Origin of the sequence: Methylobacterium sp. E-025 (assembly GCF_022829705.1) — a bacterium.
Classification (GTDB): Bacteria; Pseudomonadota; Alphaproteobacteria; order Rhizobiales; family Beijerinckiaceae; genus Methylobacterium.
Genome location: NZ_JAKSYR010000113.1, coordinates 1 through 24,963, shown reverse-complemented (window position 1 = coordinate 24,963; position 24,963 = coordinate 1). Strand labels below are relative to the sequence as shown.

Below are 24,963 nucleotides of genomic sequence, written 5' to 3'. Positions count from 1 at the left end.
ATCACGCCGCCGACAACTGCCGCGGCGCCGCCGGGATCCGCACGATGAATCGGGCGCCGCGGACCGTCGGCTCGCCGTCCTCGTCCGCCGGGCCGGGGCGGTTCTCGGCGCGGATCGAGCCGCGATGCGCCTGGACGATCTGACGGGAGATCGAGAGGCCGAGCCCCGAGTTCTGGCCGAAGCCCTGCTCGGGACGGTCGGTGTAGAAGCGCTCGAAGATCCGCTCGAGGGCGTGCTCGGGAATGCCCGGCCCCTCGTCCTCGCAGATCAGCTCGATGTCGCCGCGCACCCGGCGCAGCGCCACGCGCACCTTCGCCTCGGTCGGCGAGAACGAGCGGGCGTTGTCGAGGAGGTTGTTCACCACCTGCCCGAGGCGGCTGTCGTGCCCGATGATCGCGAACGGCGTGTCCTGGTCGCCGGCCGGCGCGTCGACGTCGAGCTGGATCAGGCAGTCCTTGGGGCGCTTGCGCTCGTTGGCGACCGAGACCACCGTGGTCAGGAGCTTGCGCAGGTCGACCTTGCGCGCCTCGGCGCGGGCGAGCTCGGCGTCGAGCCGCGAGGCGTCGGCGATGTCGCTGATCAGGCGGTCGAGGCGCTTCACGTCGTGCTGGATGATCGCCATCAGCCGGCTGCGCGAATCGTCGTTGCGGGCGAGCGGCAGGGTCTCGACCGCGCTGCGCAGGGAGGTCAGCGGGTTCTTCAGCTCGTGGCTGACGTCGGCGGCGAAGCTCTCGATCGCGTCGATGCGCCGGTAGAGCGCCTGCGTCATGTCCCGCAGGGCGCCCGAGAGGTGGCCGATCTCGTCGGTGCGGCTGGTGAAGTCGGGGATCTCCTCGCGGGTCTTGATCCCCATGCGCACCTTCTCGGCGGCCTCCGCCAGCCGCCGCACCGGGCCGGCGATGGCGCCGGCGAGCAGGATCGAGAGCACCACCATCACCATCGCGGCGACGAGGAAGACCTGGAACAGGCCGAACCGCTCCGAGGCGATGACGCGGTCGATCGCGTCGCCCTGCGTCGAGAGCAGCAGCGCGCCGCGCACCGCCCCCGAGCGCTGGATCGGCACGGCGACCGACACCGTGGTCTCGCCGAGCCCGTTGCGGCGCACGAGGCTGCCGCGGGCGCCGTTCAGGGCGGTCTGGACCTCGCGCAGGGAATGGCCGTTCGTCGGCCCGATCTCCTCCTGCGGCTTCACCCGCTCGCCGAACAGGCCGAAGCTCCACGCTTGCGCGACCTCGAAGGCGCGCTCGAGCAGGGAGCGCTTGCGGATCTGGGGTGCACCCGCGGCGCCCTCGGGCCGGTTGAACAGCGAGCGCGTGTCGAACAGCAGGCCGCCCTCGCTGTCGTAGACCCGCGCGCGGTTGCCCGTCGGGGTCACGAGGCGGCGCAGGAGCGGCGCGACCTGCTCCGGGTTGAGCGAGAAGGCGAGCGGCTGCGATTCCTCGTCCGGCGCGTTGCTGCCCTCGCCCGCCTGCTGCTGCAGCAGCTTGTCGGGGTCGATCCGGATCGTCCCGGTATCGACCGAGGCCGAGGAGGCGATGGCGCCGGCGATGATGTCGCCCTGGATCGCCAGGCTCTGCACGCGGGCCTGGATCAGCCCCTGCCGGAACTGGTTCAGGTACAGGAACCCGACGAGCAGCGCGATCAGCCCGACGAGGTTGAGCACGACGATGCGGCGGGTCAGGCTCGACGAGGCCCGCTGACCGATCGCATCCCAGGAGGCCCGCGGCCATGCGAGCGGGCCGCGGCGCGGCTCTTCATCGGTCTGCGACGTCACGACGGTCCGGTGTTCGAGAAGCGATCGAGGCATTCGGGGCGGGGCGCGGAGCTTCAGCCTTCCTTGAAGCGGTAGCCGACGCCGTAGAGCGTCTCGATCATGTCGAACGCGGTGTCGGTCACCTTGAACTTCTTGCGCAGGCGCTTGATGTGGCTGTCGATGGTGCGGTCGTCGACGTAGACCTGGTCGTCGTAGGCCGCGTCCATCAGCGCGTTGCGGCTCTTCACGACGCCCGGACGGTGGGCGAGCGCCTGCAGGATCAGGAACTCGGTCACCGTCAGGGTCACCGGCTCGCCCTTCCAGGTGCAGGTGTGGCGCTCCGGGTCCATCATCAGCGAGCCGCGCTCGAGCGAGCGGGCGGCGGCGTCCGCCTCGCGGGCGGCGGCGCCCGGGCCGTCCTTCGGGGCGAAGCGGCGCAGCACCGCCTTCACCCGCTCGACCAGCAGCCGCTGCGAGAACGGCTTATGGATGAAGTCGTCGGCGCCCATCTTGAGGCCGAACAGCTCGTCGATCTCCTCGTCCTTCGAGGTCAGGAAGATCACGGGAAGGTCCGATTTCTGCCGCAGGCGCCTGAGAAGCTCCATCCCGTCCATGCGCGGCATCTTGATGTCGAAGATCGCGAGGTCGGGCGGCGAGTGCTTGAGCCCGTCGAGGGCCGAGGCGCCGTCGGTGTAGGTCTGGATCCGGTAGCCTTCGGTCTCCAGGGCGATCGACACCGAGGTGAGGATGTTGCGGTCGTCGTCGACGAGGGCGATGGTCGGCATGCGCGTTCCTTGACTGAACGGGGCGGTGCGGGCGCGTGACGAGGGCCTGCGTCGCCGCCTCCGGCCCCGGACGGGGCAGGCAAAAACGCGAACGCGACGACGAGTCGTATGACCGTGTCCGTTTCGCGCGGAAGGTCTGGTGCTTTAAGCCGAAGTTTCGAAAAAAGCGAGCGGCCATGGTAGCTTGGCCGTATCCGGGCGATGCGCCGCGTCCCCCCGGCCTCGTCGGCGGCCGCGATTTCGCCCTATGATGCGGCGGGCGCGGCGTTTTTCCGACGCCGCTTCGGGGAGCGACGGGCGCGATGGCAGAGACATCCGACAGCGTGGGCGGGGCCGAATCGAGCGGGCCGCGCGGGCCGGCGCGGCCGCTTCCGGCGGCCCAGGCCCCGTTCGACGCGATCGGCCTGTCGCGGCGCCTGCTGCGCAGCATCCGCTCCGGCGCGCTGGCGACCCTCGATGCCGACGGCACGCCGTTCGCCTCGCTGGTGACCATCGCCACCGACGTCGACGGCACGCCGCTGATGCTGCTGTCCCAGCTCTCGGCCCACACCCGCAACCTGCTCGCCGACCCGCGCTGCTCGCTGCTGTTCTCGGCCGGCGGCAAGGGCGATCCGCTCGCCCACCCGCGGCTGACCGTCGTCGGGCGTGGCCTGCGGACCGACGAGCTGCGCGCGCGGGCCCGCTTCCTCGCCCGGCACCCGAAGGCTGCGCTCTACGCCGACTTCCCCGATTTCGGGTTCTTCGCGATCGCGCCGACGGCGGGCCACCTCAACGGCGGCTTCGCCAAGGCGGCGACGCTGACGCGGGCCGAGCTGCTTCTGGATCTCGCCGGCGCGGAGGCGATCGTGGCCGGCGAGCGCGGCGCGATCGAGCACATGAACGCCGACCACGCCGACGCGCTGGCGCTCTACGCGGCCTCGGAGGGAACGGCCGCGTGGCGCCTCACCGGGCTCGACCCGGAGGGCATGGACCTGCTGGCCGGCGACCGGACCGCGCGGGTGACGTTCCCGGACACGGTCCGCGACATGGGCGCCTTGCGCAAGGTCCTCGTGGTCATGGCCGCCGAAGCGAGGGCGGCGGCCGAGACGCCGCGGCCCTGAAGCCCAGGCATCCCCGCTCGGCCGGCATGCCGCGCGGGCCGACGACGGGGAAAGGGGCCTCAGACCTCTTCGGCGGCCGGCTTTTCCGTCTCGGCCTCGTCGCCGTCCGTCTCGGCGTCCTCGGTCTCGGCTTCGGCGGCCTCCGGCTCGGGCTGAGCTTCGGCGCCGGGCGAGGGCCGGGTGCGGCGGCGGCTCCAGCCGGGCGTCGCGCGCGGCGCGCCGCGGGTGACTTCCTCGTTGCCTTCCAGCACGCGCTTCACCCGCGCGTTGAAGTCCGACATCGAGATGCTGGGCGAGCGCCCGTTGGGGGGAGTGCGAGCCATTCGGGGGCCTTCCGCTTCGTAGCCCAAGGCACGGGATTGCGCGGAGGGAAGCTCTCTAGATAGGGCGGAACGTGCGGAAACCGAAGGGCCGAGGCGCGGAGCGCGGCGCTGAGCGGGTCTGCACGCCCTCTTTCGCCCCGCGACGACGCCCGCGCTTGGCGCTCTCCCCCGCGGCTGCTATCCCGCGGGCGACCGACACCGCCTCCTCACATCAGACGGCGCGCAGCGATGGCCCTTCGGCCGGCCGCACGCGCGCCGGAGATCAGCATCGATGACGACTACGCCGATCGACAACATCCGCAACTTCTCGATCGTCGCGCATATCGACCACGGCAAGTCGACGCTCGCCGACCGCCTGATCCAGACGACGGGCACCGTGGCGCTGCGCGACATGAGCGAGCAGATGCTCGACTCGATGGACATCGAGAAGGAGCGCGGAATCACCATCAAGGCGCAGACCGTGCGCCTGGAATACAAGGCCGAGGACGGCAAGAACTACGTCCTCAACCTGATGGACACGCCCGGCCACGTCGACTTCGCCTACGAGGTCTCGCGCTCGCTCGCCGCCTGCGAGGGCTCGCTGCTGGTGGTGGATGCGAGCCAGGGCGTCGAGGCGCAGACGCTGGCCAACGTCTACCAGGCGCTCGACGCCAACCACGAGATCGTCCCGGTCCTCAACAAGATCGACCTGCCGGCCGCCGAGCCGGAGCGCATCCGCGCGCAGATCGAGGAGGTGATCGGCATTGACGCCTCGGAAGCGGTCGCGATCTCGGCCAAGAGCGGCCTCAACATCGAGGCGGTGCTGGAGGCCATCGTCAAGCGCCTGCCGCCGCCCAAGGGCGACCGCGACGCGCCCCTCAAGGCGCTGCTGGTGGACAGCTGGTACGACGTCTACCTCGGCGTCGTCGTGCTGGTGCGCATCGTCGACGGCGTGCTCAAGAAGGGCATGAACATCCGCATGATGCGGGCCGACGCGGTGCACGGCGTCGACAAGATCGGCGTGTTCCGGCCGAAGATGGCCGACATCGGCGAGCTCGGGCCGGGCGAGGTCGGCTTCTTCACCGGCTCGATCAAGGAGGTCGCCGACACCCGCGTCGGCGACACGCTCACGGAGGACAAGCGCCCGTGCAAGGAGATGCTGCCGGGCTTCAAGGACGTGCAGTCGGTGGTGTTCTGCGGGCTGTTCCCCGTCGACGCGGCCGAGTTCGAGACCCTGCGCAGCGCCATGAGCAAGCTCCGGCTCAACGACGCGTCGTTCTCCTACGAGATGGAGACCTCCGCCGCGCTCGGCTTCGGCTTCCGCTGCGGCTTCCTCGGGCTCCTGCACCTCGAGATCATCCAGGAGCGCCTGGAGCGCGAGTTCAATCTCGACCTGATCTCGACCGCGCCCTCCGTCGTCTACCACCTTCAGATGACCGACGGCACGGTGAAGGAGCTGCACAACCCGGCCGACATGCCCGACGTGATGAAGATCACGGCGATCGAGGAGCCGTGGATCCGCGCCACCATCCTCACGCCGGACGACTACCTCGGCGGCGTGCTCAAGCTGTGCCAGGACCGGCGCGGCACGCAGGTCGACCTCAACTACGTGGGCAAGCGCGCCATGGTCGTCTACGACCTGCCGCTGAACGAGGTGGTGTTCGACTTCTACGACCGCCTCAAGTCGATCTCGAAGGGCTACGCGTCGTTCGACTACCACATCTCCGATTATCGCGAGGGCGACCTCGTCAAGATGTCGATCCTCGTCAACGCCGAGCCGGTCGACGCCCTCTCGATGCTGGTCCACCGCTCCCGCGCCGAGCATCGCGGCCGCGCCATGTGCGAGAAGCTGAAGGACCTGATCCCGCGCCACCTGTTCCAGATCCCGGTCCAGGCGGCGCTCGGCGGCAAGATCATCGCCCGCGAGACCATCAAGGCGCTGTCCAAGGACGTGACCGCCAAGTGCTACGGCGGCGACATCTCGCGCAAGCGCAAGCTCCTGGACAAGCAGAAGGAAGGCAAGAAGAAGATGCGCCAGTTCGGGCGCGTCGAGATCCCGCAGGAGGCGTTCATCGCCGCGCTGAAGATGGACGATTGAGCTTTTCGGCGCCCTGGGGTTCACTGGGCCGTGCGACGGAATCGGTGCGGCGCCCCACGCGTTGTACCGGCGGCGCGGCCGTCGTGCCGGGTGACGGTGATACGCGATGCAGCGCAGCGAAGTGATCGCCAGACTGACTGAGCGGGCGGGGCATCTTCAGGAGGCCGGCATACTCGCGCTCTACCTTTTCGGCTCCGTCGCCCGTGACGAGGCCGGCCTCGACAGCGACGTCGACCTGTTCGTCGACCCGCAATACGAACGGTTCGGCTTCGTCGAATTGTTCAGGACGGAGGCCTACCTGACTCAAGCCCTCGGCTGCCGGGTCGACCTGACGACGCGGGAAGGGCTGCATCCGCAATTGCGGGCCGAGATCGAACGCGAGGCCATCCAGGTCCTGTGATGAAGCGGTCGGCGATTGCGCGCCTCACGGACATCCTGACGATGATCGACGCGGCGGCGGACATCGTCGCGGGACGAACGTTGGCCGATTATCGCATGGACTTGGTGATGCGCCTCGCCGTCGAACGATGTGTCGAGATCGTATCGGAAGCGAGCCGGCACGTGCCGCCGGATGCGAAGACACGCTTTCCGTCCGTACCGTGGTCCGAGATCGCAGCCGTCGGCAACAAGCTTCGGCACGAGTACAATCGCATCGACGACCTCATCCTTTGGAAGATCGCGACGGTGTCGCTTCCCGAGCTTCGCCCGATCATCGCGGCGATCCTGAGCGAGGCGTCGGCCGGCTGAGCGGCGCTGCGCGCGACGCCCGCTATCGGCGCGACGTCGTGGCGAACGCGGCATCCGTCACCGGCCCCGATCCACGAGCCGGAACCGCGCTGCACCGCAAAAGGTTCGCCCTCCGAAAACCGGAGCCGAACCGATGCGGATCACCACCGTCGCCGACCACGTCGTCGAGACCCTGCAGGAGGCCGGCGTCCGGCGCATCTACGGGGTCGTCGGCGACAGCCTGAACGCGATCACCGAGGCGATCCGGGCCCGCGGCGTGATCGCGTGGATCCACGTCCGCCACGAGGAATCCGGGGCCTTCGCCGCCGGCGCCGAGAGCCAGATCACCGGCGAGCTCGCGGTCTGCGCCGGCTCGTGCGGCCCCGGCCACGTCCACCTCATCAACGGCCTCTACGATTGCCACCGCTCGCGCACGCCCGTCCTGGCGATCGTGGCGCACATCCCGTCGGCCGAGATCGGCTCGGGCTACTTCCAGGAGACGCACCCGACCGAGCTGTTCCGCGGCTGCAGCCACTACTGCGAGCAGGTCTCCGACCCCGCCCAGCTTCCCTACGTGCTGGAGAACGCGATGCGCGCCGCGATCGGGCAGCGCGGCGTCGCGGTCGTCGTCATCCCCGGCGACGTCGCGCTCAAGGACGCGCCGGCCCGCGCGGTCGCGACGAAGGCCGGCCTCGTGCCCCCGAAGCCCGTGGTGCGGCCGGCCGAGGCCGACCTGGACGCGCTCGCCGCGCTCCTCAACGGCGCGAAGAAGATCACGCTGCTCTGCGGCCGGGGCTGCGCGGGCGCGCATGCCGAGCTGCTGCAGCTGGCCGAGGCCCTGAAGAGCCCGATCGTCCACGCGCTCGGCGGCAAGGAATACGTCGAGTACGACAACCCCTACGACGTCGGCATGACCGGGCTGATCGGGTTCTCGTCCGGCTACGCGGCCATGCACGGCTGCGAGACCCTGCTGATGCTCGGCACCGGCTTTCCCTACAAGCAGTTCTACCCGGCCGACGCGAAGGTGGCGCAGGTGGACCTGCGCCCGGAGGAGCTCGGGCGCCGCTGCCGGCTCGACCTCGGCCTCGTCGGCGACGTCGGCGCCACAATCCAGGCGCTGCTGCCGAAGCTTGCGGTCAAGACCGACCGCGCCTGGCTCGACGGCAGCCTCAAGCACTACGCCAAGGCGCGCGCCGGCCTCGACGAGCTGGCGGAGGGCAAGCCCGGGCGCAAGCCGATCCACCCGCAGCACCTCACCCGTCTCTTAAGTGAGGCGGCCGCCGACGACGCGGTCTTCACCGCCGACGTCGGCACCCCGACGATCTGGGCGGCGCGCTACCTCAAGATGAACGGCCGGCGCCGCCTCATCGGCTCCTGGGTGCACGGCTCGATGGCCAACGCCATGGTGCAGGGCATCGGCGTCCAGGCCGCCTCGCCCCGGCGCGAGGTGATCGCGCTGTGCGGCGACGGCGGCTTCAGCATGCTGATGGGCGACTTCCTGACGCTGCGCCAGCATCGGCTGCCGCTGAAGGTGGTGGTGTTCAACAACGGCTCGCTCGGCTTCGTCGAGATGGAGATGAAGGCCGCGGGCTACCTCGAGACCGGCGTCGCGCTGGACAACCCGGACTTCGCCGCGATGTCGCGGGCGGCCGGCATCTTCGCGATCCGCGTCGAGGATCCCGGCGAGCTGGAAGGCGCGATCCGCGAGTTCCTGGCCTTCGACGGCCCGTCGCTGCTCGACGTGGCGGTGGCGCGCAACGAGCTGTCGATCCCGCCCAAGATCGACGGGCAGCAGGTCAAGGGTTTCAGCCTCTACATGCTGCGCGCGGTGATGAGCGGACGCGGTGACGCGGTCCTCGACCTCGCCAAGACCAACCTGCTTCGATAGACCGGATTGAAATCGTTCCAGGGCGCGCCGCGGCGCGCGCATGGCGCGTTCGAGACATACGGGAGGGCGCGCATGGCCCGGCAGCGGAACATCTGGCGCCTCGCGCGCCGCCCCGTCGGCACGATCGCCGAGGGCGACCTCGCCTACGGCTCGGAGGCGCTGCCCGAGCTGCAGCCCGGGCAGTTCCTGCTGCAGGTCCTGTACCTGTCGCTCGATCCGACGAACCGGATCTGGATGAGCGACGCCGAGCAGTACATGCCGCCGGTCGGCCTCGGCGAGCCGATGCGGGGCCTCGTCGCCGGCCGGGTGGTCGAGAGCCGGAAGGACGGGGTCGAGGTCGGCGCGCTCTATGCCGGGATGGGCGCCTGGGCCGACCACGTGGTCACCGACGGCCAGGGCCTGCAGCCCCTGGCCCTGCCGCCGGGCGTGCCGCTCTCGGTGGGCTTCGGCGTGTTCGGCCTCGTCGGCCCGACAGCGTATTTCGGCCTGCTCGACATCGGCCGCCCCAAGGCCGGCGAGACCCTGGTGGTCTCGGCCGCCGCCGGCGGCGTCGGCCAGATCGTCGGGCAGATCGGCAAGATCAAGGGCTGCCGGGTGATCGGCATCGCCGGCGGCCCGGAGAAGTGCCGGTTCGTCGTCGACGAGCTCGGGTTCGACGCCGCGATCGACTACCGCAACGAGGATGTCGGCGCCCGTCTCGACGCGCTGGCGCCCGACGGCGTCGACATCAACTTCGAGCAGGTCGGGGGGGCGGTCTCCGACGCGGTGTTCGCCCGGATGCGCCTGTTCGGGCGGATGCCGCTGTGCGGCCTGATCGCCTCCTACAACGACACCGCGGAGCGCCCGGGGCCAGCGGCGTCCGCGGCGTGGCGGCAGATGCTGATGCGCCGGCTCACGGTGCAGGGCTTCATCGTCACCGACTACGCCGCGCGCTGGGACGAGGCGGTGCAGGCGCTCGGCGGCTGGATGGCGGAAGGCCGGATCAAGACCCGGCAGGACGTCCGGCCGGGCCTCGAGCGGGCGCTCGAGCACCTCGACAGCCTCTACACCGGCGGCAACTTCGGCAAGCTGCTGGTCGAGGTCGGCGCCTGAGGGCGTCGGCGAACGGCCGATGCGGACGGCCGGGGGAATCGGCCGAGGAAGATGGCAGGAACATGCGGATCGGACTGTTCGTCCCCTGTTACGTCGACGCCTTCGAGCCGGAGGTCGGCATCGCCACGCTCGAACTGCTGGAGCGACTCGGGCTCGATGTGGCGTACCCGTTCGACCAGACCTGCTGCGGCCAGCCGATGACCAACACCGGCTGCCACGCGGAGGCCGCCGCCACGGAAGCCCTGTTCGTCAAGAACTTCGCCCCGTTCGATTACGTCGTCGCGCCCTCGGGCAGCTGCGTGCACCAGGTCCGCGAGCACCTCACCGCGATCCCGCAGACGGAGGAGGTGGTCGGCGTGCGGCGCAAGACCTTCGAGCTGGTCGAGTTCCTGCACGACGTGCTGAAGATCGAGGAGTTCCCCTGGGCGTCGTTCCCGCACAAGGTCGCCTACCACTCAAACTGCAATGCCCTGCGCGGCATCCACCACGCCCGGCCCTCCGAGATCGTCGCGCCGCCCTACTCGAAGCCGCTCGACCTGCTCTCCAAGGTGAAGGGCATCGAGATCGTGTCGCTGACGCGGCCCGACGAGTGCTGCGGCTTCGGCGGCACCTTCTCGGTGTTCGAGCCGGCGGTCTCCGCCAAGATGGGCTACGACAAGGTGACCGATCAGGCGCGCGCCGGGGCGGCCTACGTCGTCTCGGCCGATTCCTCGTGCATGATGCACCAGAAGGGCTGCGCCGAGCGCCTCGGCGTGCCGCTGAAGTACATCCACATCGCGCAGGTCCTCAACGGAGCCGCCGCATGAGCATCGAAGATCTCACGCCCCGCGAGACCGGCGGCATGATCCATCCCGAGGTCCGCGCGCCCGTCGACGAGAGCGAGCGCCACCAGGACGGCGGCCGCCTCCAGCACGCCGAGGCGGCCTCGAAGCCGATCGCCGCGCCGAAGACGCGCGAGCCGCAGCCGCGCGGGGCCAAGATCCGCGGCAACCGGCCGATCGACCAGGGCGAGGCCGCCGAGCGCTTCCTCGCCGCGCCGCTGCATCAGGCGGCGCACGACGAGCGCCTGTGGGACCTGCGCAAGAAGCGCGACGTCTCGGCCCACGGCATCCCCGAATGGGAGGAGCTTCGCGAGATCGCCTCGAACATCAAGGCGCACACGCTGAGCCGCCTCGATACCTATCTCGAGCAGTTCGAGGCGGCGGCGAAGGCCAACGGCGTCCACGTCCACTGGGCCGCGGACGGGGCCGACCACAACCGCATCGTGCTCGAGATCCTCCGCAGCCACGGCGCGAGGACGCTGGTGAAGTCGAAGTCGATGCTCACGGAGGAGTGCGGCTTCCGGCACCACATGGCGGCCAGCGGGATCGAGATCATCGAGACCGATCTCGGCGAGCGCATCCAGCAGCTCGACAACGAGGAGCCGAGCCACATCGTGGCGCCGGCCGTCCACAAGACCCGGATGGACGTCGCCGAGGTCTTCGCGAAGACGCTGGGCACCGACCCGGACAACGACGACGCCCACTACCTCGCCGAGAGCCAGCGCGAGACCACGCGCCCCTACATCCTCAACGCCGATGCCGGGATGACCGGCTGCAACTTCGCCATCGCCGAGACCGGCACGGTCGTCACCTGCACCAACGAGGGCAACGCCGACCTCTCCGGCAACGTGCCGCCGCTGCAGATCCACTCGATCGGCATCGAGAAGATCATCCCGCGCATCGAGGACCTCGGCGTCTTCATCCGGCTGCTGTCTCGCTCGGCGCTCGGCTCGCCGATCACCCAGTACACCTCGCATTTCCGCGGGCCGCGGCCGGGCACCGAGATGCACTACGTGCTGGTCGACAACGGCCGCTCTGAGCGCCTCGGCATGGAGGAGTTCTGGACCTCGCTGAAATGCATCCGCTGCGGCGCCTGCATGAACACCTGCCCGGTCTACCGCCGCTCGGGCGGGCTCTCCTACGGGGCGACCTATGCCGGGCCGATCGGCCTGATCATCGACCCGACCTTCAACAAGCGGAAATACTCGACGCTGCCGTTCTCCTCGACGATGAACGGCTCCTGCACCAACGTCTGCCCGGTGAAGATCAACATCCACGAGCAGATCTTCGCCTGGCGCAAGGTGCTGGCCGAGGAGCACCAGATCCCGCTCCTGAAGCAGGGCATGATGAAGGCGGCCGGCGCCGTGCTGAGCCGCCCGGCCGCCTACCGCGCGGCGATCGGCACGGCGGATTCGGCGCTGCGCGCGCTGCCGCGCTTCGCCGTCTACAACCCGCTCAACACCTGGGGGAAGAAGCGCGAGATGCCCGACGCCCCGAAGCAGAGCTTCCACGCCTGGTACAAGCAGAACCGCATGGCCGGCGCGGCGAAGAAGGACGTGTCGTGAGCGCCGGCACCCGCGCGGCGACGCTGGCCGCGATCCGCCGGAACCGGCCGGCCGGCGATTACCCTCTGCCGCAGGTCCCGGTCTTCGCCCCGCTGGTCGCCGACGACCACGTCGCGGCCTTCACCGAGGCACTGAAGCGCATGGGCGGGCGCGTGGTCGAGGCCGGCCCCGCCGGCGATCCGCTCGGCCACGTGCGCGAGCGCCTGGACGCGGCGAAGGTCGTCGCCTCCGCCGTGCCGGAACATGCCGGCAACCGCGACCTCTCCGCCGTCACCCGGCCGCAGGCGGTCGACGACGTCGACGTCGCGATCGTGCGCGCCCGCTTCGGCATCGCCGAGACCGGTTCGGTGTTGTTCACCGAGGCCGAGCTGGTGGTGAACGCGGTGGCCTACCTCGCCCAGCACCTCGTGGTGCTGCTCGACCCCGCCGACATCGTCGTCAACGTCCAGGCGGCCTACAAGCGGCCGGACTTCGCCGGGGCGGCCTACGCCGTCCTGCACACCGGCCCCTCCGCCACCGCTGACATCGAGGGCGTATTGATCCACGGGGCGCAGGGCGTGCGCTCGCTGACCGTCGTCCTGTTGCCGCGCCGCGACGTTCGGGCCGCCTGATCGATCGCGCCGTCGAGCTCGGGGAACCTCGGAACAGGCGTGCTCCTTGCTTGGGCTAGACCCTCGGCAACGCTACGGAGGCCCGATGCGCTACACTCTCGGCTGCAGCCTGTCCTACAACATCCTTTCGGACACGACCTTCATCTTCAACCTGGAGGTCGCGCGCCTGCGAAGCCTTGAGATTCTCAGCGAATCCCTCGTGCTGACGCCGAACCTGAAGCGCGACATCTACACGACGCCCGATCTGCTCAACCGTTACCTCGGCGTCAACGTGCCGATGGGCCAATTCGCGCTGGAATACAACGCCGAGGTCGAGCTCACCGTCCACCGGGCCGACCCGGCGACGATCAACGAGACGCCGATCTCGGCGCTGCCGCTCGACATCCTGCCGTTCCTGCTGCCGAGCCGCTTCGTCTCGTCCGATCGGCTGACGCCGTTCGCCCAGGCCGAGTTCGGCGCGCTGCCGAAGGGGCATCAACGGGTCAACCAGATCTGCAACTGGATCCACGACCACATGACCTACAAGCCGGGCACCAGCGACGGCGAGACCACCGCCGACGAGAGCCTGCTCAAGCGCGCGGGCGTGTGCCGCGACTTCGCGCATATCGGCACCGCCTTCTGCCGCGCGCTGGGCATCCCCGCCCGCTTCGTGTCCTGCTACGCGCACGGCCTGGTGCCGAGCGACTTCCACGCGGTGTTCGAGGCCTATCTCGACGGGCGCTGGTGGCTGTTCGACGCGACCCGCCAGGCCGATCTCGACGGCCTGGTGCGCATCGGCGTCGGCCGGGATGCCGCCGAGATCGCGTTCTCGACGCCCTACGGCAACATGCAGCCGGTCAACCAGCAGATCCGCATCACGCGCTCGGACGGCCTCGGCAGCCCGCCCCAGCGCACGGTCGACGCGATCTCGACGGAGGTGCCGGCGCCGCATGCGGGCGCGGCGTAGGGTTCGCCATCGAACACGGAGGGCATATGCTTCTCTTTCCCTCGCGGAGAGGGCCTGCCGCTGGTTCGATAAAGGACTCCCATGGCCTACCGCCACGTCGTCGGCCCGCGCAGCTGGGCGTTCGCCGACCTCGCCGAGCTGATGGCGAAGGCGACGCCGGTCCGCTCCGGCGACCGGCTCGCGGGGCTCGCCGCGGAATCGGCGGAGGAGGGGTCGGCCGCACGCTGGTGCCTCGCCGACGTGCCGCTGCGCGAGATCCTGGCCAAGCCCCTGATCGCCTACGAGGACGACGACGTCACCCGGCTGATCCTCGACGGCCACGATGCGGCGGCACTCTCCGAGATCGCGCACCTCACCGTCGGCGACTTTCGCGAATTCCTGCTCGTCGCGACCAGCGAGACGCTGGCGCGGATCGCGCCCGGGATCACGCCGGAGATGGCGGCGGCGGTCTCGAAGATCTCGCGCAACCAGGACCTGATCCTGATCGCCCGGAAGTGCCGGGTGGTGACCCGGTTCCGCAACACCATCGGCCTGCCCGGCACGATGGCCGTGCGGCTGCAGCCGAACCACCCGACCGACGATCCCGCCGGGATCACGGCGGCGATCCTCGACGGGTTGTCCTACGGCTGCGGCGACGCGGTGATCGGCATCAACCCGGCCTCGGACTCGGTGGCCGCGCTGGGCAAGCTCCTCCACCTCCTCGACGCGATCATCCAGCGCCATGCGATCCCGACGCAGGGCTGCGTGCTGACCCACGTCACCACCACCCTCGAGGCGATGAACCGCGGGCTGCCGGTCGACCTCGTGTTCCAGTCGATCGCCGGCACGCAGGGCGCCAACGCCGGGTTCGGCGTCACGCTGGCGATCCTGAAGGAGGCACACGAGGCGATGCTGGCGCTGAAGCGCGGGACGGTCGGCGACAACGGCATGTACTTCGAGACCGGGCAGGGCTCGGCGCTGTCCGCGAACGCTCATCACGGCATCGACCAGCAGACCCTGGAGGCGCGGGCCTACGCGGTGGCGCGCCCGTTCCGGCCGCTTCTCGTCAACACCGTCGTCGGCTTCATCGGGCCGGAATACCTCTACGACGGCAAGGAGATCATCCGCGCCGGGCTCGAGGACCACTTCTGCGGCAAGCTGATGGGCATCCCGCTCGGCGTGGACGTCTGCTACACCAACCACGCCGAGGCCGACCAGAACGACATGGACGTGCTGCTGACGCTGCTGGGGGCGGCCGGCTGCACCTACGTGATGGGCGTGCCCGGCGCCGACGACGTGATGCTGAACTACCAATCCACCTCGTTCCACGACTCCCTCTACGTCCGCGAGGTTCTGGGCCTCAAGCGCGCCCCCGAGTTCGAGGCGTGGCTGCACGCCCTCGGGATGACGGACGATCACGGCAGGCTGCTGCCCGCGGAGCCGGGATCGCCGCTGCTCGCCGACGCTTCGGGGCTCGCCGCATGAGCGAGGACGCGAAGGTCTGGGCGCGGCTCGCCGGGCTGACGCCCGCCCGGATCGGCCTCGGGCGGGCCGGGAGCGGCCTGCCGACCCGCGAGGTCCTGCGCTTCGGCCTCGCCCACGCCCAGGCCCGCGACGCCGTGCACGCGCCGATGGATGCCGATGCGACCGCACAGGCGATCGCGGCGTTGGGTTTCGCGACGCTCCGGGTCGCCTCGCGGGCGGCCGACCGCGCGACCTACCTGCGCCGGCCCGACCTCGGGCGCGCCTTGGCGGAGGAGGGCCGCCAGGCCCTCGAGCAGGCCGCCGGCGATCCGGTCGATCTCGCGATCGTCGTCGCCGACGGGTTGTCGGCCCGTGCCGTGCACGAGGGCGCGGCCGGTTTCCTTGCGGCCTTCAAGCCGCATGCCGACCGGGCCGGCTGGCGGCTCGCGCCGGTGGTCGTCGCAACGCAGGCCCGCGTCGCGCTCGGCGACGCCGTCGGCAGCGCCCTCAAGGCCCGCGCGGTGGCGGTGCTGATCGGCGAGCGTCCCGGCCTGTCCTCGCCAGACAGCCTCGGGATCTACCTCACCTTCGCGCCGCGCCCCGGCCGCTCGGACGCCGAGCGCAACTGCATCTCGAACGTCCGCCCCGCCGGGCTCTCGCACCCGCTCGCCGCGTTCAAGCTCGACTGGCTCCTGACCCAGGCCTTCGCCCGCGGGCTGACCGGCGTGTCCCTGAAGGACGAGAGCGACGCCGCGCTCGCCGCCCCCGAGCCGACGCGGTCCCTGCCGCAGCCCTAAGCGCCCCGCTCGACGTCCCAGCATTCGCTCGGCCGACGGTTCACCGGGGCGCCGGGCTCGGGAGCGACCAAGTATTCGCGGCGCAAGCGCGGCTGTGGCGATGTCGCAACACCGCGAAAGCATCCCGGGTTTGCCCCGAGACCTGCCTTCAACCGCCGCGATCCCGCCATAAACCGGGACCACCTCAGCATCCGCGGTAAACGGCTTTTCCCCCAACCGGTTACCGCTCGGTTGCGAGCGATTCCAAGAGCGTGGTCGAGCCTCCTCGCGCAACGTCGGTCGACGCTGCGGGACGGTCGTTCGCACTCCGCCGGGGATCGGTCGATGCGTAGCGGACCCGGGGGTGCGGGACAGGTCATGGACGCGCCTACGAACGACAAGTCGAAGCTGCCGAGCCGCCACGTCACGGAGGGGGCCGACCGCGCGCCGCACCGCTCGTATCTCTATGCGATGGGCCTGACCAAGCAGCAGATCCACCAGCCGCTCGTCGGCGTGGCGTCGTGCTGGAACGAGGCCGCCCCGTGCAACATCTCGCTGATGCGCCAGGCGCAGGCGGTGAAGAAGGGCGTCGCGGCCGCCCACGGCACCCCGCGCGAGTTCTGCACCATCACCGTCACCGACGGCATCGCCATGGGGCACGCCGGCATGCGCGCCTCGCTGCCGTCGCGCGAGGTCATCGCCGATTCCGTCGAGCTGACCATGCGCGGCCACGCCTACGACGCCTTGGTCGGCCTCGCCGGCTGCGACAAGTCGCTGCCGGGCATGATGATGGCGATGGTGCGTCTCAACGTGCCGTCGATCTTCATCTACGGCGGCTCGATCCTGCCGGGCTCGTTCCGCGGCCGCCCGGTCACCGTGCAGGACCTGTTCGAGGCGGTCGGCAAGGTCGCCGTCGGCGACATGAGCCTCGACGACCTCGACGAGCTCGAGCAGGTCGCCTGCCCCTCGGCCGGCGCCTGCGGCGCGCAGTTCACCGCCAACACCATGGCCACCGTTTCCGAGGCGATCGGCCTTGCGCTGCCCTACTCGGCCGGCGCGCCGGCGCCTTACGAGATCCGCGACCAGTTCTGCGCCACCGCCGGCGAGAAGGTGATGGAGCTGCTGGCCAAGAACATCCGCCCGCGCGACATCGTCACTCGCAAGTCCCTGGAGAACGCCGCCGCCGCGGTGGCGGCCTCGGGCGGCTCGACCAACGCCGCGCTCCACCTGCCGGCGATCGCGCACGAGTGCGGGATCAAGTTCGACCTGTTCGACGTCGCCGAGATCTTCCGGCGCACGCCCTACGTCGCCGACCTGAAGCCGGGCGGCCGCTACGTCGCCAAGGACATGTTCGAGGTCGGCGGCATCCCGCTCCTGATCAAGACCCTGCTCGACCACGGCTTCATCCACGGCGACTGCATGACGGTGACCGGCCGCACCATCGCCGAGAACATGGAGCACGTCCGCTGGAACCCGGACCAGGACGTGGTCCGCTCGGCTGGCAGCCCGATCACCCCGACCGGCGGCGTCGTCGGCCTCAAGGGCAACCTCGCCACCGAGGGCGCGATCGTGAAGGTCGCCGGCATGCCGCTGGACAAGCAGGTCTTCACCGGCCCGGCGCGGGTGTTCGACGGCGAGGAGGCCTGCTTCGAGGCCGTCCAGAAGCGCACCTACAAGGAGGGCGAGGTCCTTGTGATCCGCTACGAGGGCCCGAAGGGCGGCCCCGGCATGCGCGAGATGCTGTCTACCACCGCCGCGCTCTACGGCCAGGGCATGGGCGACAAGGTCGCCCTCATCACCGACGGGCGCTTCTCCGGCGCCACCCGCGGCTTCTGCGTCGGCCATGTCGGGCCCGAGGCGGCGGTGGGCGGGCCGATCGGCCTGCTGCGCGACGGCGACATGATCACGCTCGACGCGATCAAGGGCACCCTCGACGTGGCGCTCTCCGACGCCGAGCTCGACGCGCGCCGCAAGGCGTGGACGCCGCGGACCAATTCCGCGACCTCCGGCTACCTCTGGAAGTACGCGCAGACCGTCGGACCCGCCGTGAACGGCGCCGTGACCCATCCGGGCGGCGCCGAGGAGATCCAGAGCTATGCGGACGTCTAGGACCGACCGCGACCGGCCGGACCGGGCCGATCCCCGTCGGTCCCGCGGCGGGCTGAACGTGCACTTGCGCGGCCTCGCGCTCGCCGCGACGGCGGTCGCGACCCTGCTCGCCGGCACGCCGGCGACGGAGGCGCTCGACGCCAGCGTCCGCACGCCCGTGCCGGAGAAGAGCTACCGCAGCGCCAAGGACGCGCTGCGGGCCGGCGTGCGCGAGTACAATGCCGGCGACAAGGAGGGCGCGGCCCGCGCGCTCGAATACGCTGCCGACCAGGGCCACGCGCTCGCCCTGTGGAAGCTCGGCCGGATGTACGCCGAGGGCGACGGCGTCCCGCACGACGACCTGAAGGCGTTCGAGTTCTTTTCGCGGATCGCCGATTCCGGCACCGACGACGGGCCCGACGCGCAGACCTCGGCGGTGACGGCGAGCGCCTTCACCGCGCTCGGCAGCTACTTCCTCGACGGGATCAAGGGCACCTACGTGCGCCCGAACCCTGAGCGGGCCTACGACATGTTCAACTACGCGGCGTCGTATTTCGGCGACCCGAACGCGCAGTACAACCTCGCCCGCCTCTACCTCGACGGCACCGGCGTCGAGGCCGACGCGCGCCAGGCCGCGCGCTGGTTCAACCTCGCCGCCGAGAAGGGCCACCACCCGGCCCAGGCGCTCTTGGGCGACATGCTGATGAACGGCATGGGCGGCGTGCCGGTGCAGCGCGCCCGCGGCCTGATGTGGCTCTCGCTGGCCCGCGAGGGCGTCGAGGGGCGCAAGGACGCGTGGATCGTCGCGCTCTACGAGAAGAACTGGGCAGCGGCCAGCGACGAGGACCGCGCCGAGGCGCAGGCCCAGGTGCAGACGGTGGGCTCGATCAAGCGCCGCCGCTGAACCCGGGCGGGCACGACGGCCCGGCCGGGGCGATGTCATATCCCGCGACGCGAATCGAACCCGGCACGGGTTCCTCCCTCCCCCGCCGAGGGGGGAGGGAGACGCGCTGAACCGAGTCCATCAGTAACGCGGTCTATCGGACGGCGCTCAGCCCTTGCGCGCGGCCATGGCCGTGACGAAGGACGGGCGCGCCAGGATGCCGTCGACGTAGGCCGCGAGCTTCGGCCAGCGGGCGGCGTCGATCTTCGCGTCCGCGAGGTGGAAGTTGTAGAAGCCGGTCGCGATCGCGATGTCGGCGATCGAGAAGGTGTCGCCGACCAGGAACGCGCCGTCGATCCGACCCTCGAGGTGGTCGAACAGCGGCGGCAGGTCGGTGTCGAGCGACTTGGCGACCGCGGCGTCGTCGCAGGGCTTGCCCATCATGTTGGGCTTCAGCACCCGCTCGCGGAACGCCACGACCAGCGGGCCGAACAGCTCCGTGTCGCCGAACTTGTCGTACCAGACCGCGCGGCCGAGCGCCTTCGCGTCGGCCGGCATCAGCGCCGGGTCCGGGTGCTTGCGCTCGAGGTACCACAGGATCGCGGAGGAATCGGCGAGCTTGAAGCCGTCGTCGTCGATCGCCGGGATCTTGCCGAGCGGGCTCGCCGCCTGGAACGCCGCATCGGGCGCGTGGAACATGCAGGGCACGTGCTCGTAGGGCACGCCCTTCTCGGCGAGCGCCACGAGGATCTTGCGGACGTAGGGCGAATAGCCGGTGCCGTAGACGATCATGCTGGTTCTGGACCCATCGGGTTTGCGGAGGGCGTCTCGTAGCACGGATCCCGTCGGCACGGCCGCGACCGGCCCCCCCGGATGCGGTCGGACCGCTGCGGCCATTCGACGGGCCATCGGAACTTGGCCGTACGATCGGGCACTTACCCGCACGAGCCCGCACCTCCGTGGGCCGCGATTCCGCCGTCACGAGAGGATTTCCATGAAAGCGCTGTGCTGGCACGGCAAGGGCGACATCCGCTGCGACACGGTCCCCGATCCGCGGATCGAGAATGCGCGCGACATCATCATCAAGGTGACGTCCTGCGCCATCTGCGGCTCGGACCTTCACCTGATGGACGGCCAGATGCCGACCATGGAGGCGGGCGACGTGCTCGGCCACGAGTTCATGGGCGAGGTCGTCGAGGTCGGGCAGGGCTTCACCAAGTTCAGGAAGGGCGACCGCGTGGTCGTGCCGTTCAACATCAATTGCGGCGAATGCCGCCAGTGCCGGCTCGGGAACTACTCCGTCTGCCAGCGCTCGAACCGCAACGCCGCCATGGCCGCCGCCCAGTTCGGCTACACCACCGCCGGCCTGTTCGGCTACTCGCACCTCACCGGCGGCTACGGCGGCGGGCAGGCCGAGTACGTGCGCGTGCCGATGGCCGACGTCGCGCCGATGCTGGCGCCCGAGGGCGTCGACGACGAGTCGCTGCTGTTCCTCACCGACATCCTGCCGACCGGATGGCAGGGCGCCGAGCATTGCGAGATCAAGGGCGGCGAGATCATCGCAGTCTGGGGCGCGGGCCCGGTCGGCTTGTTCGCGATCCAGTCCGCCAAGATCATGGGCGCCGAGCGCATCATCGCGATCGACACGGTGCCCGAGCGCTTGGCGCTCGCCCGCACCTACGGCGCGACCGACATCATCGATTACGCGAAGGAAGACGTGTTCGAGCGGATCAAGGAGATCAGCAAGGGCGAGGGCGCCGACGGCGTCATCGACTGCGTCGGCATGGAGGCCAGCGCCGGCCATGGCGTCGCCAGCCTCGTCAACACGATCCAGGAGAAGCTGACCTCGACCGAGCGGCCTTACGCCCTGATGGAGGCGATCAAGGCGGTGCGCCCCTGCGGCATCGTCTCGGTGCCCGGCGTCTACGGCGGCCCGATCCCGGTCAACATGGGCATGATCGTCCAGAAGGGCCTGACCATGAAGAGCGGGCAGACCCACGTGAAGCGCTACCTGGAGACGCTGACCAAGCTGATCCAGGAGGGGAAGATCGACATGACGTCGATGATCACCCACCGCTCCACCAACCTCGCCGACGGGCCGGACCTCTACAAGACGTTCCGGGACAAGAAGGACGGTTGCGTGAAGGTCGTGTTCCACCCGAACTAACCGACGGGGCGATGCTGGCGCGGTCCGGAACGGACCGTCGCCGGCGTCGCTCGCCGCGGGGGCTCACGCCGCCCGCGCGTTCGCCGTCGGCGCGAAATGGCCGAGGTAGCGCGTGCCGATCGCCGTCACCGGCAGCACGACGAAGACGTCGGTGGTGCCGAACTGGCGGTCGATCACCGCCCCGTCGCCGAAGGTGGCGCCGACGCGGAGATAGCCCTTGATCAACGGCGGCAGCGCCTGCAGGGCGGCCTTCGGGTCGATCGCCTCGCGGTCTAGCCGGTCCATCGGCACGTAGCGCTCGGGCAGCGCCCGGGCCCGCCAGCCGTCGGGCGCACGGGCATGGTGGTGCAGGAAGCTCAGGGGAAGCGCGAGGCGGGAGGGATCGGTGCCGTCGAGGCTGGCGCAGCCGATCAGCGCGTCGATGCGGTGGTGCAGCACGTAGGCGTAGATGCCGGCCCAGAGCAGCTCGACCGTGCGCTTGGTGCGATAGGGCTTCAGCACGCAGGAGCGGCCGAGCTCGAGCAGGCGCTTGCCGGGATGGGCCGCGAGCAGCGGCGCGATGTCGAACTCGGAGGCCGAGTAGAAGCCGAAATGGCGCTCGGCAGCCTCGCCGCGGAGCAGGCGATAGGTGCCGACCACCTTGGGCCGCGCCTTGCGGAACGGCTTCGCGTCGGTCGCGGCGTGGTCGATCACCAGGAGGTGGTCGCAGACCGCATCGTAGGCGTCGACGTCGCGCCGCGACAGCATCGCCATGCCGCTGGGGATCGCCGACATCTCCTCGTAGAACACCTGGTAGCGCAGCCGCTGCGCCCGGCGGATCTCGGACTTGCGGGTGGCGAGGCACACCTCGAGGCTGCCGATGCGGCCGAGGCTCGGGCCCAGCTCGGGGAGGGGCTTGCCCGCACCCTTGGCCTTGAAGCGGATCGGCGTGGCGCCGGGCGGGGTCAGGCTGCGGCCACCGAAGCCGGGCAGGGTGCCGTCGGCCGACTTGCGCTTCAGCTTCGCGATGGGGGACTCGACGCTGTCCCAGCCGTTGGCCCGGATCGCGTCCCAGGCGGCGGAGGCCCCACGCGTAAACTTCGCGACCATGGTCGACGCCCATTCCGGGTCGGGAGCGCGCCCCCGCGGGGCGGCCGGCTCCAGGCCCTGGAACCGGACACAATCACGAAGGCCGCACGCTTTTATGACAGGCCCGCGCCGGCGCCCGTGAGCGTCCCGCGAGCCCGAAGGCCGTCCGGTCTCAGACGAACTGGCTGAGGCCGGGGACGGAGCCGACGATCGGCCCCATGACGTCCTCGCCGGCCTTCTCGCGGCCGTAGGCGAACAGCTCCTGGCCGAGCGGCTGCATCTGGCCCATCGGCACGCCGGCCGCCATCAGCTTCTGGCCGAGCGCCATCACGCCGCCGCCCATCATGCCGCCGAGCATGCCCATGAGGCCGCCGCCGCCCTCGTCGGCGTTCGAGTTCGCGACCAGGGATTCGGCGCCCGGCATCGCCGCCATCAGCTGGCTCACCTCCGTGGCGGGGCCCTCCTTCTGGAGGAACGCCAGGATGTGCCCGATCGCGGTCTGCGCCGTCGCGGCATCGAGCCCGGTGCGGTTGGTCACGCGGGCGATGAGTTCTTCCATGATCGGCAGCTCCCGAGGGTGTTTCCTCGTCCTTCGGGCTTAGGGAAGCAGAAATCAAGCAAAACGGCCGCGCATCTGGCAAAGCCGGTCTTCGGCCGGCATAACCTTCACCGGTGGTGCGAAAGGGATTGGGCGTGATGGCGGGCGACGGCAGCATCCTCGTTGGAATAAAGCATCCCGAAGACCGGCGCGCCGAAGCCCGAGGTGCTGACGCTCAAGCTCGCCAACCGGCACGGGCTGGTGGCCGGCGCGACCGGCACCGGCAAGACCGTGACGCTGCAGGTGATGGCCGAGGGCTTCTCCAATGCCGGCGTCCCGGTCTTCGCGGCGGACGTGAAGGGCGACCTCTCGGGCTTGGCGGCGGCCGGGGAATCCAAGCCGGTCTTCGTCAAGCGCGCCGAGGAACTCGGCATCGCCTACGAACCCGACCGCTTCCCGACCGTGTTCTGGGACCTGTTCGGCGAGCAGGGCCATCCGATCCGCTGCACCGTGACCGAGATGGGGCCGCTGCTGCTGGCGCGGCTGCTCGAGCTCAACGACACGCAGGAGGGCGTCCTCAACATCGCCTTCCGCGTCGCCGACGAGAACCAGTGGCCGGTGATCGACCTGAAGGACCTGCGCGCGCTGCTGGCATTCTGCTCGGAGAACCTCAAGACGATCTCCGGCCAGTACGGCAACGTCTCGGCGGCGTCGGTCGGCGCGATCCAGCGCCAGCTCCTGATGCTCGAGAACCAGAACGCCGACCGGTTCTTCGGCGAGCCGGCCCTCAACCTCGAGGACTTCATGCGGACCGACCGCGACGGGCGCGGCGTCGTCAACATCCTGGCCGCCGACAAGCTGATGCAGCGGCCCCGGCTCTACGCCTCGTTCCTGCTGTGGATGCTCTCCGAGCTGTTCGAGCAGCTGCCCGAGGTGGGCGACCTGGACAAGCCGAAGCTGGTGTTCTTCTTCGACGAGGCGCACCTGCTATTCAACGATGCACCGAAGGCGCTGCTGGACGCGGTCGAGCAGGTGGTACGGCTGATCCGCTCGAAGGGCGTCGGCGTCTACTTTGTGACGCAGAACCCCCTCGACGTGCCCGAGACGGTGCTGGGCCAGCTCGGCAACCGGGTCCAGCACGCGCTGCGCGCCTTCACCCCCCGCGACCAGCGCGCGGTGAAGGCCGCCGCGGAGACCTTCCGGCAGAATCCCGGCTTCGACGTCGCGGAGGCGATCACCCAGCTCGGCGTCGGCGAGGCCCTGGTCAGCTTCCTGGAGCCGAAGGGCACGCCCTCGGTGGTCGAGCGCGCCCTGATCGCGCCGCCCCAGGGGCGCGTCGGCCCGCTGACGCCGGCCGAGCGCGCCGACCTGATCGCCCGGAGCCCCCTGCGCGGCAAGTACGATGAGGCGATCGACAGCGAGAGCGCCTACGAGATGCTGGCCAAGCGCAAGAATCTCGACGCCGCCCCGGCGGAAGCGGCGCAGGCCTCGGAAGGCGGCCTCGGCGGGTTCCTCGGCGGCATCATGGGCAGCGTGTTCGGCACGCCCGCCGCCAAGGGTGGCGGCAAGGGGGGCCGCAAGGCGCCGCAGAGCCTTGCCGAGCAGGTCGTGTCGAACGCGGCGCGCTCCATGGCGCGCAGCGTCGGCACCCAGGTCGGCAACGCGATCCTGCGCAACGTGCTCGGCGGGCTGACGAAGCGGTAGCAGGGAGCGGGCGCGGCGCGGGCCGCGCCGGGTCACAAGCAGGGATCGGGTGCCGCCTCGAGCCGGCCCGCCTCGATCGCGGCGAGGAAGGCCTGGTAGTCCGCCGCGTTCCGGTCGCCGTAGGCGTGCGCCCAGTCGGCCAGCGCCTCGCGCAGGTCGGCGTGGCGGTCCTTGCCGCAATAGCCGGCGATGGCCGCCGCGTCGCCGGTGCGGGCATGCGCGCGGGCGAGCAGCGCGCCGTAGGCCCAGGAGAAGTACAGCAGCGGCTGCCCGGTCATGCAGGAGACCGGGATCTCGCCCTTCATGTTCTTCATCTGCCGCACGTAGAACGGGCGGTCGGCGATCGTGGTCCAGCCGAGCAGCGGGTCGCCGACGCCCTGGAGCAGGCGCTGGCCGTAGATCACCCGCTCGCCCTCGTGGCTGGCATAGGGCTCCGGCATGCCGGGCAGGTAGGGGGCGTGGGCCGGGCGCACCGCCTCCTTCACCTGCAGGAAGAGCACGTCCTGGTCCGAGTTGCCGCAGAGCAGCGCCACGTAGGCGCGGGTCCCGACGCTGCCGACCCCGACGACGCGGTGGGCGACGTCGACCACGTGGTAGCGGCTCAGCATG

22 protein-coding genes and 1 pseudogene are annotated in these 24,963 nt (G+C 70.4%); 16 read left to right on the top strand and 7 right to left on the bottom strand.

What is annotated here, in order from left to right; genetic code table 11:
* Position 1: 1 nt before the first annotated feature.
* Positions 2–1,807, bottom strand: a complete 1,806-nt coding sequence (locus MKK64_RS15985; protein WP_147842981.1) for a sensor histidine kinase — start codon at positions 1,805–1,807, stop codon at positions 2–4.
* Between the two features lie 20 nt (positions 1,808–1,827).
* Positions 1,828–2,538: a response regulator transcription factor gene (locus MKK64_RS15980; protein ID WP_147728688.1), complete on the bottom strand. Its 711-nt coding sequence runs from the start codon at positions 2,536–2,538 to the stop codon at positions 1,828–1,830.
* A 302-nt stretch (positions 2,539–2,840) separates the two neighbouring features.
* Between MKK64_RS15980 and MKK64_RS15975 the strand changes: the two genes are divergently transcribed.
* Positions 2,841–3,638: a HugZ family protein gene (locus MKK64_RS15975; protein ID WP_243935879.1), complete on the top strand. Its 798-nt coding sequence runs from the start codon at positions 2,841–2,843 to the stop codon at positions 3,636–3,638.
* 59 nt (positions 3,639–3,697) lie between these two features.
* Here MKK64_RS15975 and MKK64_RS15970 read toward each other — a convergent pair whose 3' ends face one another.
* Positions 3,698–3,961, bottom strand: coding sequence for a hypothetical protein (locus MKK64_RS15970; protein ID WP_147842983.1), 264 nt, complete (start codon positions 3,959–3,961; stop codon positions 3,698–3,700).
* A gap of 271 nt (positions 3,962–4,232) precedes the next feature.
* On the opposite strand from MKK64_RS15970, the gene lepA reads away from it, so the two are divergent.
* The 13 genes from lepA to MKK64_RS15905 all read left to right on the top strand — a co-directional run bounded on the left by lepA (position 4,233) and on the right by MKK64_RS15905 (position 18,898).
* Positions 4,233–6,038 carry a translation elongation factor 4 gene (gene lepA / locus MKK64_RS15965; protein WP_147726221.1) on the top strand — a complete coding sequence of 602 codons (1,806 nt, stop codon included), beginning with the start codon at positions 4,233–4,235 and terminating at the stop codon, positions 6,036–6,038.
* A gap of 106 nt (positions 6,039–6,144) precedes the next feature.
* On the top strand, positions 6,145–6,438 hold the full coding sequence (locus MKK64_RS15960; protein WP_243935878.1) for a nucleotidyltransferase family protein: 294 nt from the start codon (positions 6,145–6,147) through the stop codon (positions 6,436–6,438).
* Positions 6,438–6,785 carry a DUF86 domain-containing protein gene (locus MKK64_RS15955; protein WP_243935877.1) on the top strand — a complete coding sequence of 116 codons (348 nt, stop codon included), beginning with the start codon at positions 6,438–6,440 and terminating at the stop codon, positions 6,783–6,785. Before MKK64_RS15960 ends, MKK64_RS15955 begins: the two co-directional genes overlap by 1 nt.
* A gap of 133 nt (positions 6,786–6,918) precedes the next feature.
* Entirely contained in the window at positions 6,919–8,652 is a 1,734-nt protein-coding gene (gene poxB, locus MKK64_RS15950) for a ubiquinone-dependent pyruvate dehydrogenase (protein WP_243935876.1), read from the top strand.
* 72 nt (positions 8,653–8,724) lie between these two features.
* Positions 8,725–9,744: an NADP-dependent oxidoreductase gene (locus MKK64_RS15945; protein ID WP_243935875.1), complete on the top strand. Its 1,020-nt coding sequence runs from the start codon at positions 8,725–8,727 to the stop codon at positions 9,742–9,744.
* 62 nt (positions 9,745–9,806) lie between these two features.
* Positions 9,807–10,550, top strand: coding sequence for a (Fe-S)-binding protein (locus tag MKK64_RS15940; RefSeq protein ID WP_147726217.1), 744 nt, complete (start codon positions 9,807–9,809; stop codon positions 10,548–10,550).
* Positions 10,547–12,130: a lactate utilization protein B gene (locus MKK64_RS15935; protein WP_243935873.1), complete on the top strand. Its 1,584-nt coding sequence runs from the start codon at positions 10,547–10,549 to the stop codon at positions 12,128–12,130. The genes MKK64_RS15940 and MKK64_RS15935 overlap by 4 nt, the downstream gene beginning before the upstream one ends.
* Positions 12,127–12,741 (top strand): lactate utilization protein C, encoded by a 615-nt coding sequence (locus MKK64_RS15930; RefSeq protein WP_243935871.1) that lies wholly within the window; start codon positions 12,127–12,129, stop codon positions 12,739–12,741. Before MKK64_RS15935 ends, MKK64_RS15930 begins: the two co-directional genes overlap by 4 nt.
* An 85-nt stretch (positions 12,742–12,826) precedes the next feature.
* Complete coding sequence (locus tag MKK64_RS15925; protein WP_243934399.1) at positions 12,827–13,687, top strand: transglutaminase-like domain-containing protein; 861 nt, start codon at positions 12,827–12,829, stop codon at positions 13,685–13,687.
* Between the two features lie 81 nt (positions 13,688–13,768).
* Positions 13,769–15,151, top strand: a complete 1,383-nt coding sequence (locus MKK64_RS15920; protein ID WP_243935868.1) for an ethanolamine ammonia-lyase subunit EutB — start codon at positions 13,769–13,771, stop codon at positions 15,149–15,151.
* On the top strand, positions 15,148–15,927 hold the full coding sequence (gene eutC / locus MKK64_RS15915) for an ethanolamine ammonia-lyase subunit EutC (protein ID WP_243935866.1): 780 nt from the start codon (positions 15,148–15,150) through the stop codon (positions 15,925–15,927). The genes MKK64_RS15920 and eutC overlap by 4 nt, the downstream gene beginning before the upstream one ends.
* A gap of 357 nt (positions 15,928–16,284) precedes the next feature.
* Entirely contained in the window at positions 16,285–18,015 is a 1,731-nt protein-coding gene (gene ilvD / locus MKK64_RS15910) for a dihydroxy-acid dehydratase (RefSeq protein ID WP_147726211.1), read from the top strand.
* On the top strand, positions 18,002–18,898 hold the full coding sequence (locus MKK64_RS15905) for a tetratricopeptide repeat protein (protein WP_147842963.1): 897 nt from the start codon (positions 18,002–18,004) through the stop codon (positions 18,896–18,898). The genes ilvD and MKK64_RS15905 overlap by 14 nt, the downstream gene beginning before the upstream one ends.
* A gap of 147 nt (positions 18,899–19,045) precedes the next feature.
* On the opposite strand, the gene MKK64_RS15900 is transcribed toward MKK64_RS15905, so the two are convergent.
* A complete protein-coding gene (locus MKK64_RS15900) occupies positions 19,046–19,669 on the bottom strand; it encodes a glutathione S-transferase family protein (RefSeq protein WP_243935864.1) in 624 nt (207 codons plus the stop codon).
* Between the two features lie 202 nt (positions 19,670–19,871).
* On the opposite strand from MKK64_RS15900, the gene MKK64_RS15895 reads away from it, so the two are divergent.
* A complete protein-coding gene (locus MKK64_RS15895) occupies positions 19,872–21,044 on the top strand; it encodes a zinc-dependent alcohol dehydrogenase (protein WP_243935862.1) in 1,173 nt (390 codons plus the stop codon).
* 63 nt (positions 21,045–21,107) lie between these two features.
* Here the strand turns inward: MKK64_RS15895 and MKK64_RS15890 are convergent, their stop codons facing one another.
* Positions 21,108–22,133, bottom strand: a complete 1,026-nt coding sequence (locus MKK64_RS15890) for a GNAT family N-acetyltransferase (RefSeq protein ID WP_243935860.1) — start codon at positions 22,131–22,133, stop codon at positions 21,108–21,110.
* A 151-nt stretch (positions 22,134–22,284) separates the two neighbouring features.
* Positions 22,285–22,671, bottom strand: coding sequence for a DUF2780 domain-containing protein (locus MKK64_RS15885; RefSeq protein WP_243935859.1), 387 nt, complete (start codon positions 22,669–22,671; stop codon positions 22,285–22,287).
* 134 nt (positions 22,672–22,805) lie between these two features.
* Here MKK64_RS15885 and MKK64_RS15880 point away from each other — a divergent pair.
* Positions 22,806–24,354 (top strand): annotated as a pseudogene (locus tag MKK64_RS15880) (helicase HerA-like domain-containing protein).
* A 32-nt stretch (positions 24,355–24,386) separates the two neighbouring features.
* Here MKK64_RS15880 and MKK64_RS15875 read toward each other — a convergent pair.
* The coding region (locus MKK64_RS15875; protein WP_243935858.1) for a DUF2252 family protein at positions 24,387–24,963 on the bottom strand (577 nt) is incomplete at its 5' end.

Coding starts and splice junctions, on each gene's coding strand:
- MKK64_RS15985 (WP_147842981.1), bottom strand. CDS start 1,807: ATGCCTCGATCGCTTCTCGAACACCGGACCGTCGTGACGTCGCAGACC.
- MKK64_RS15980 (WP_147728688.1), bottom strand. CDS start 2,538: ATGCCGACCATCGCCCTCGTCGACGACGACCGCAACATCCTCACCTCG.
- MKK64_RS15975 (WP_243935879.1), top strand. CDS start 2,841: ATGGCAGAGACATCCGACAGCGTGGGCGGGGCCGAATCGAGCGGGCCG.
- MKK64_RS15970 (WP_147842983.1), bottom strand. CDS start 3,961: ATGGCTCGCACTCCCCCCAACGGGCGCTCGCCCAGCATCTCGATGTCG.
- lepA (WP_147726221.1), top strand. CDS start 4,233: ATGACGACTACGCCGATCGACAACATCCGCAACTTCTCGATCGTCGCG.
- MKK64_RS15960 (WP_243935878.1), top strand. CDS start 6,145: ATGCAGCGCAGCGAAGTGATCGCCAGACTGACTGAGCGGGCGGGGCAT.
- MKK64_RS15955 (WP_243935877.1), top strand. CDS start 6,438: ATGAAGCGGTCGGCGATTGCGCGCCTCACGGACATCCTGACGATGATC.
- poxB (WP_243935876.1), top strand. CDS start 6,919: ATGCGGATCACCACCGTCGCCGACCACGTCGTCGAGACCCTGCAGGAG.
- MKK64_RS15945 (WP_243935875.1), top strand. CDS start 8,725: ATGGCCCGGCAGCGGAACATCTGGCGCCTCGCGCGCCGCCCCGTCGGC.
- MKK64_RS15940 (WP_147726217.1), top strand. CDS start 9,807: ATGCGGATCGGACTGTTCGTCCCCTGTTACGTCGACGCCTTCGAGCCG.
- MKK64_RS15935 (WP_243935873.1), top strand. CDS start 10,547: ATGAGCATCGAAGATCTCACGCCCCGCGAGACCGGCGGCATGATCCAT.
- MKK64_RS15925 (WP_243934399.1), top strand. CDS start 12,827: ATGCGCTACACTCTCGGCTGCAGCCTGTCCTACAACATCCTTTCGGAC.
- MKK64_RS15920 (WP_243935868.1), top strand. CDS start 13,769: ATGGCCTACCGCCACGTCGTCGGCCCGCGCAGCTGGGCGTTCGCCGAC.
- eutC (WP_243935866.1), top strand. CDS start 15,148: ATGAGCGAGGACGCGAAGGTCTGGGCGCGGCTCGCCGGGCTGACGCCC.
- ilvD (WP_147726211.1), top strand. CDS start 16,285: ATGGACGCGCCTACGAACGACAAGTCGAAGCTGCCGAGCCGCCACGTC.
- MKK64_RS15905 (WP_147842963.1), top strand. CDS start 18,002: ATGCGGACGTCTAGGACCGACCGCGACCGGCCGGACCGGGCCGATCCC.
- MKK64_RS15900 (WP_243935864.1), bottom strand. CDS start 19,669: ATGATCGTCTACGGCACCGGCTATTCGCCCTACGTCCGCAAGATCCTC.
- MKK64_RS15895 (WP_243935862.1), top strand. CDS start 19,872: ATGAAAGCGCTGTGCTGGCACGGCAAGGGCGACATCCGCTGCGACACG.
- MKK64_RS15890 (WP_243935860.1), bottom strand. CDS start 22,133: ATGGTCGCGAAGTTTACGCGTGGGGCCTCCGCCGCCTGGGACGCGATC.
- MKK64_RS15885 (WP_243935859.1), bottom strand. CDS start 22,671: ATGGAAGAACTCATCGCCCGCGTGACCAACCGCACCGGGCTCGATGCC.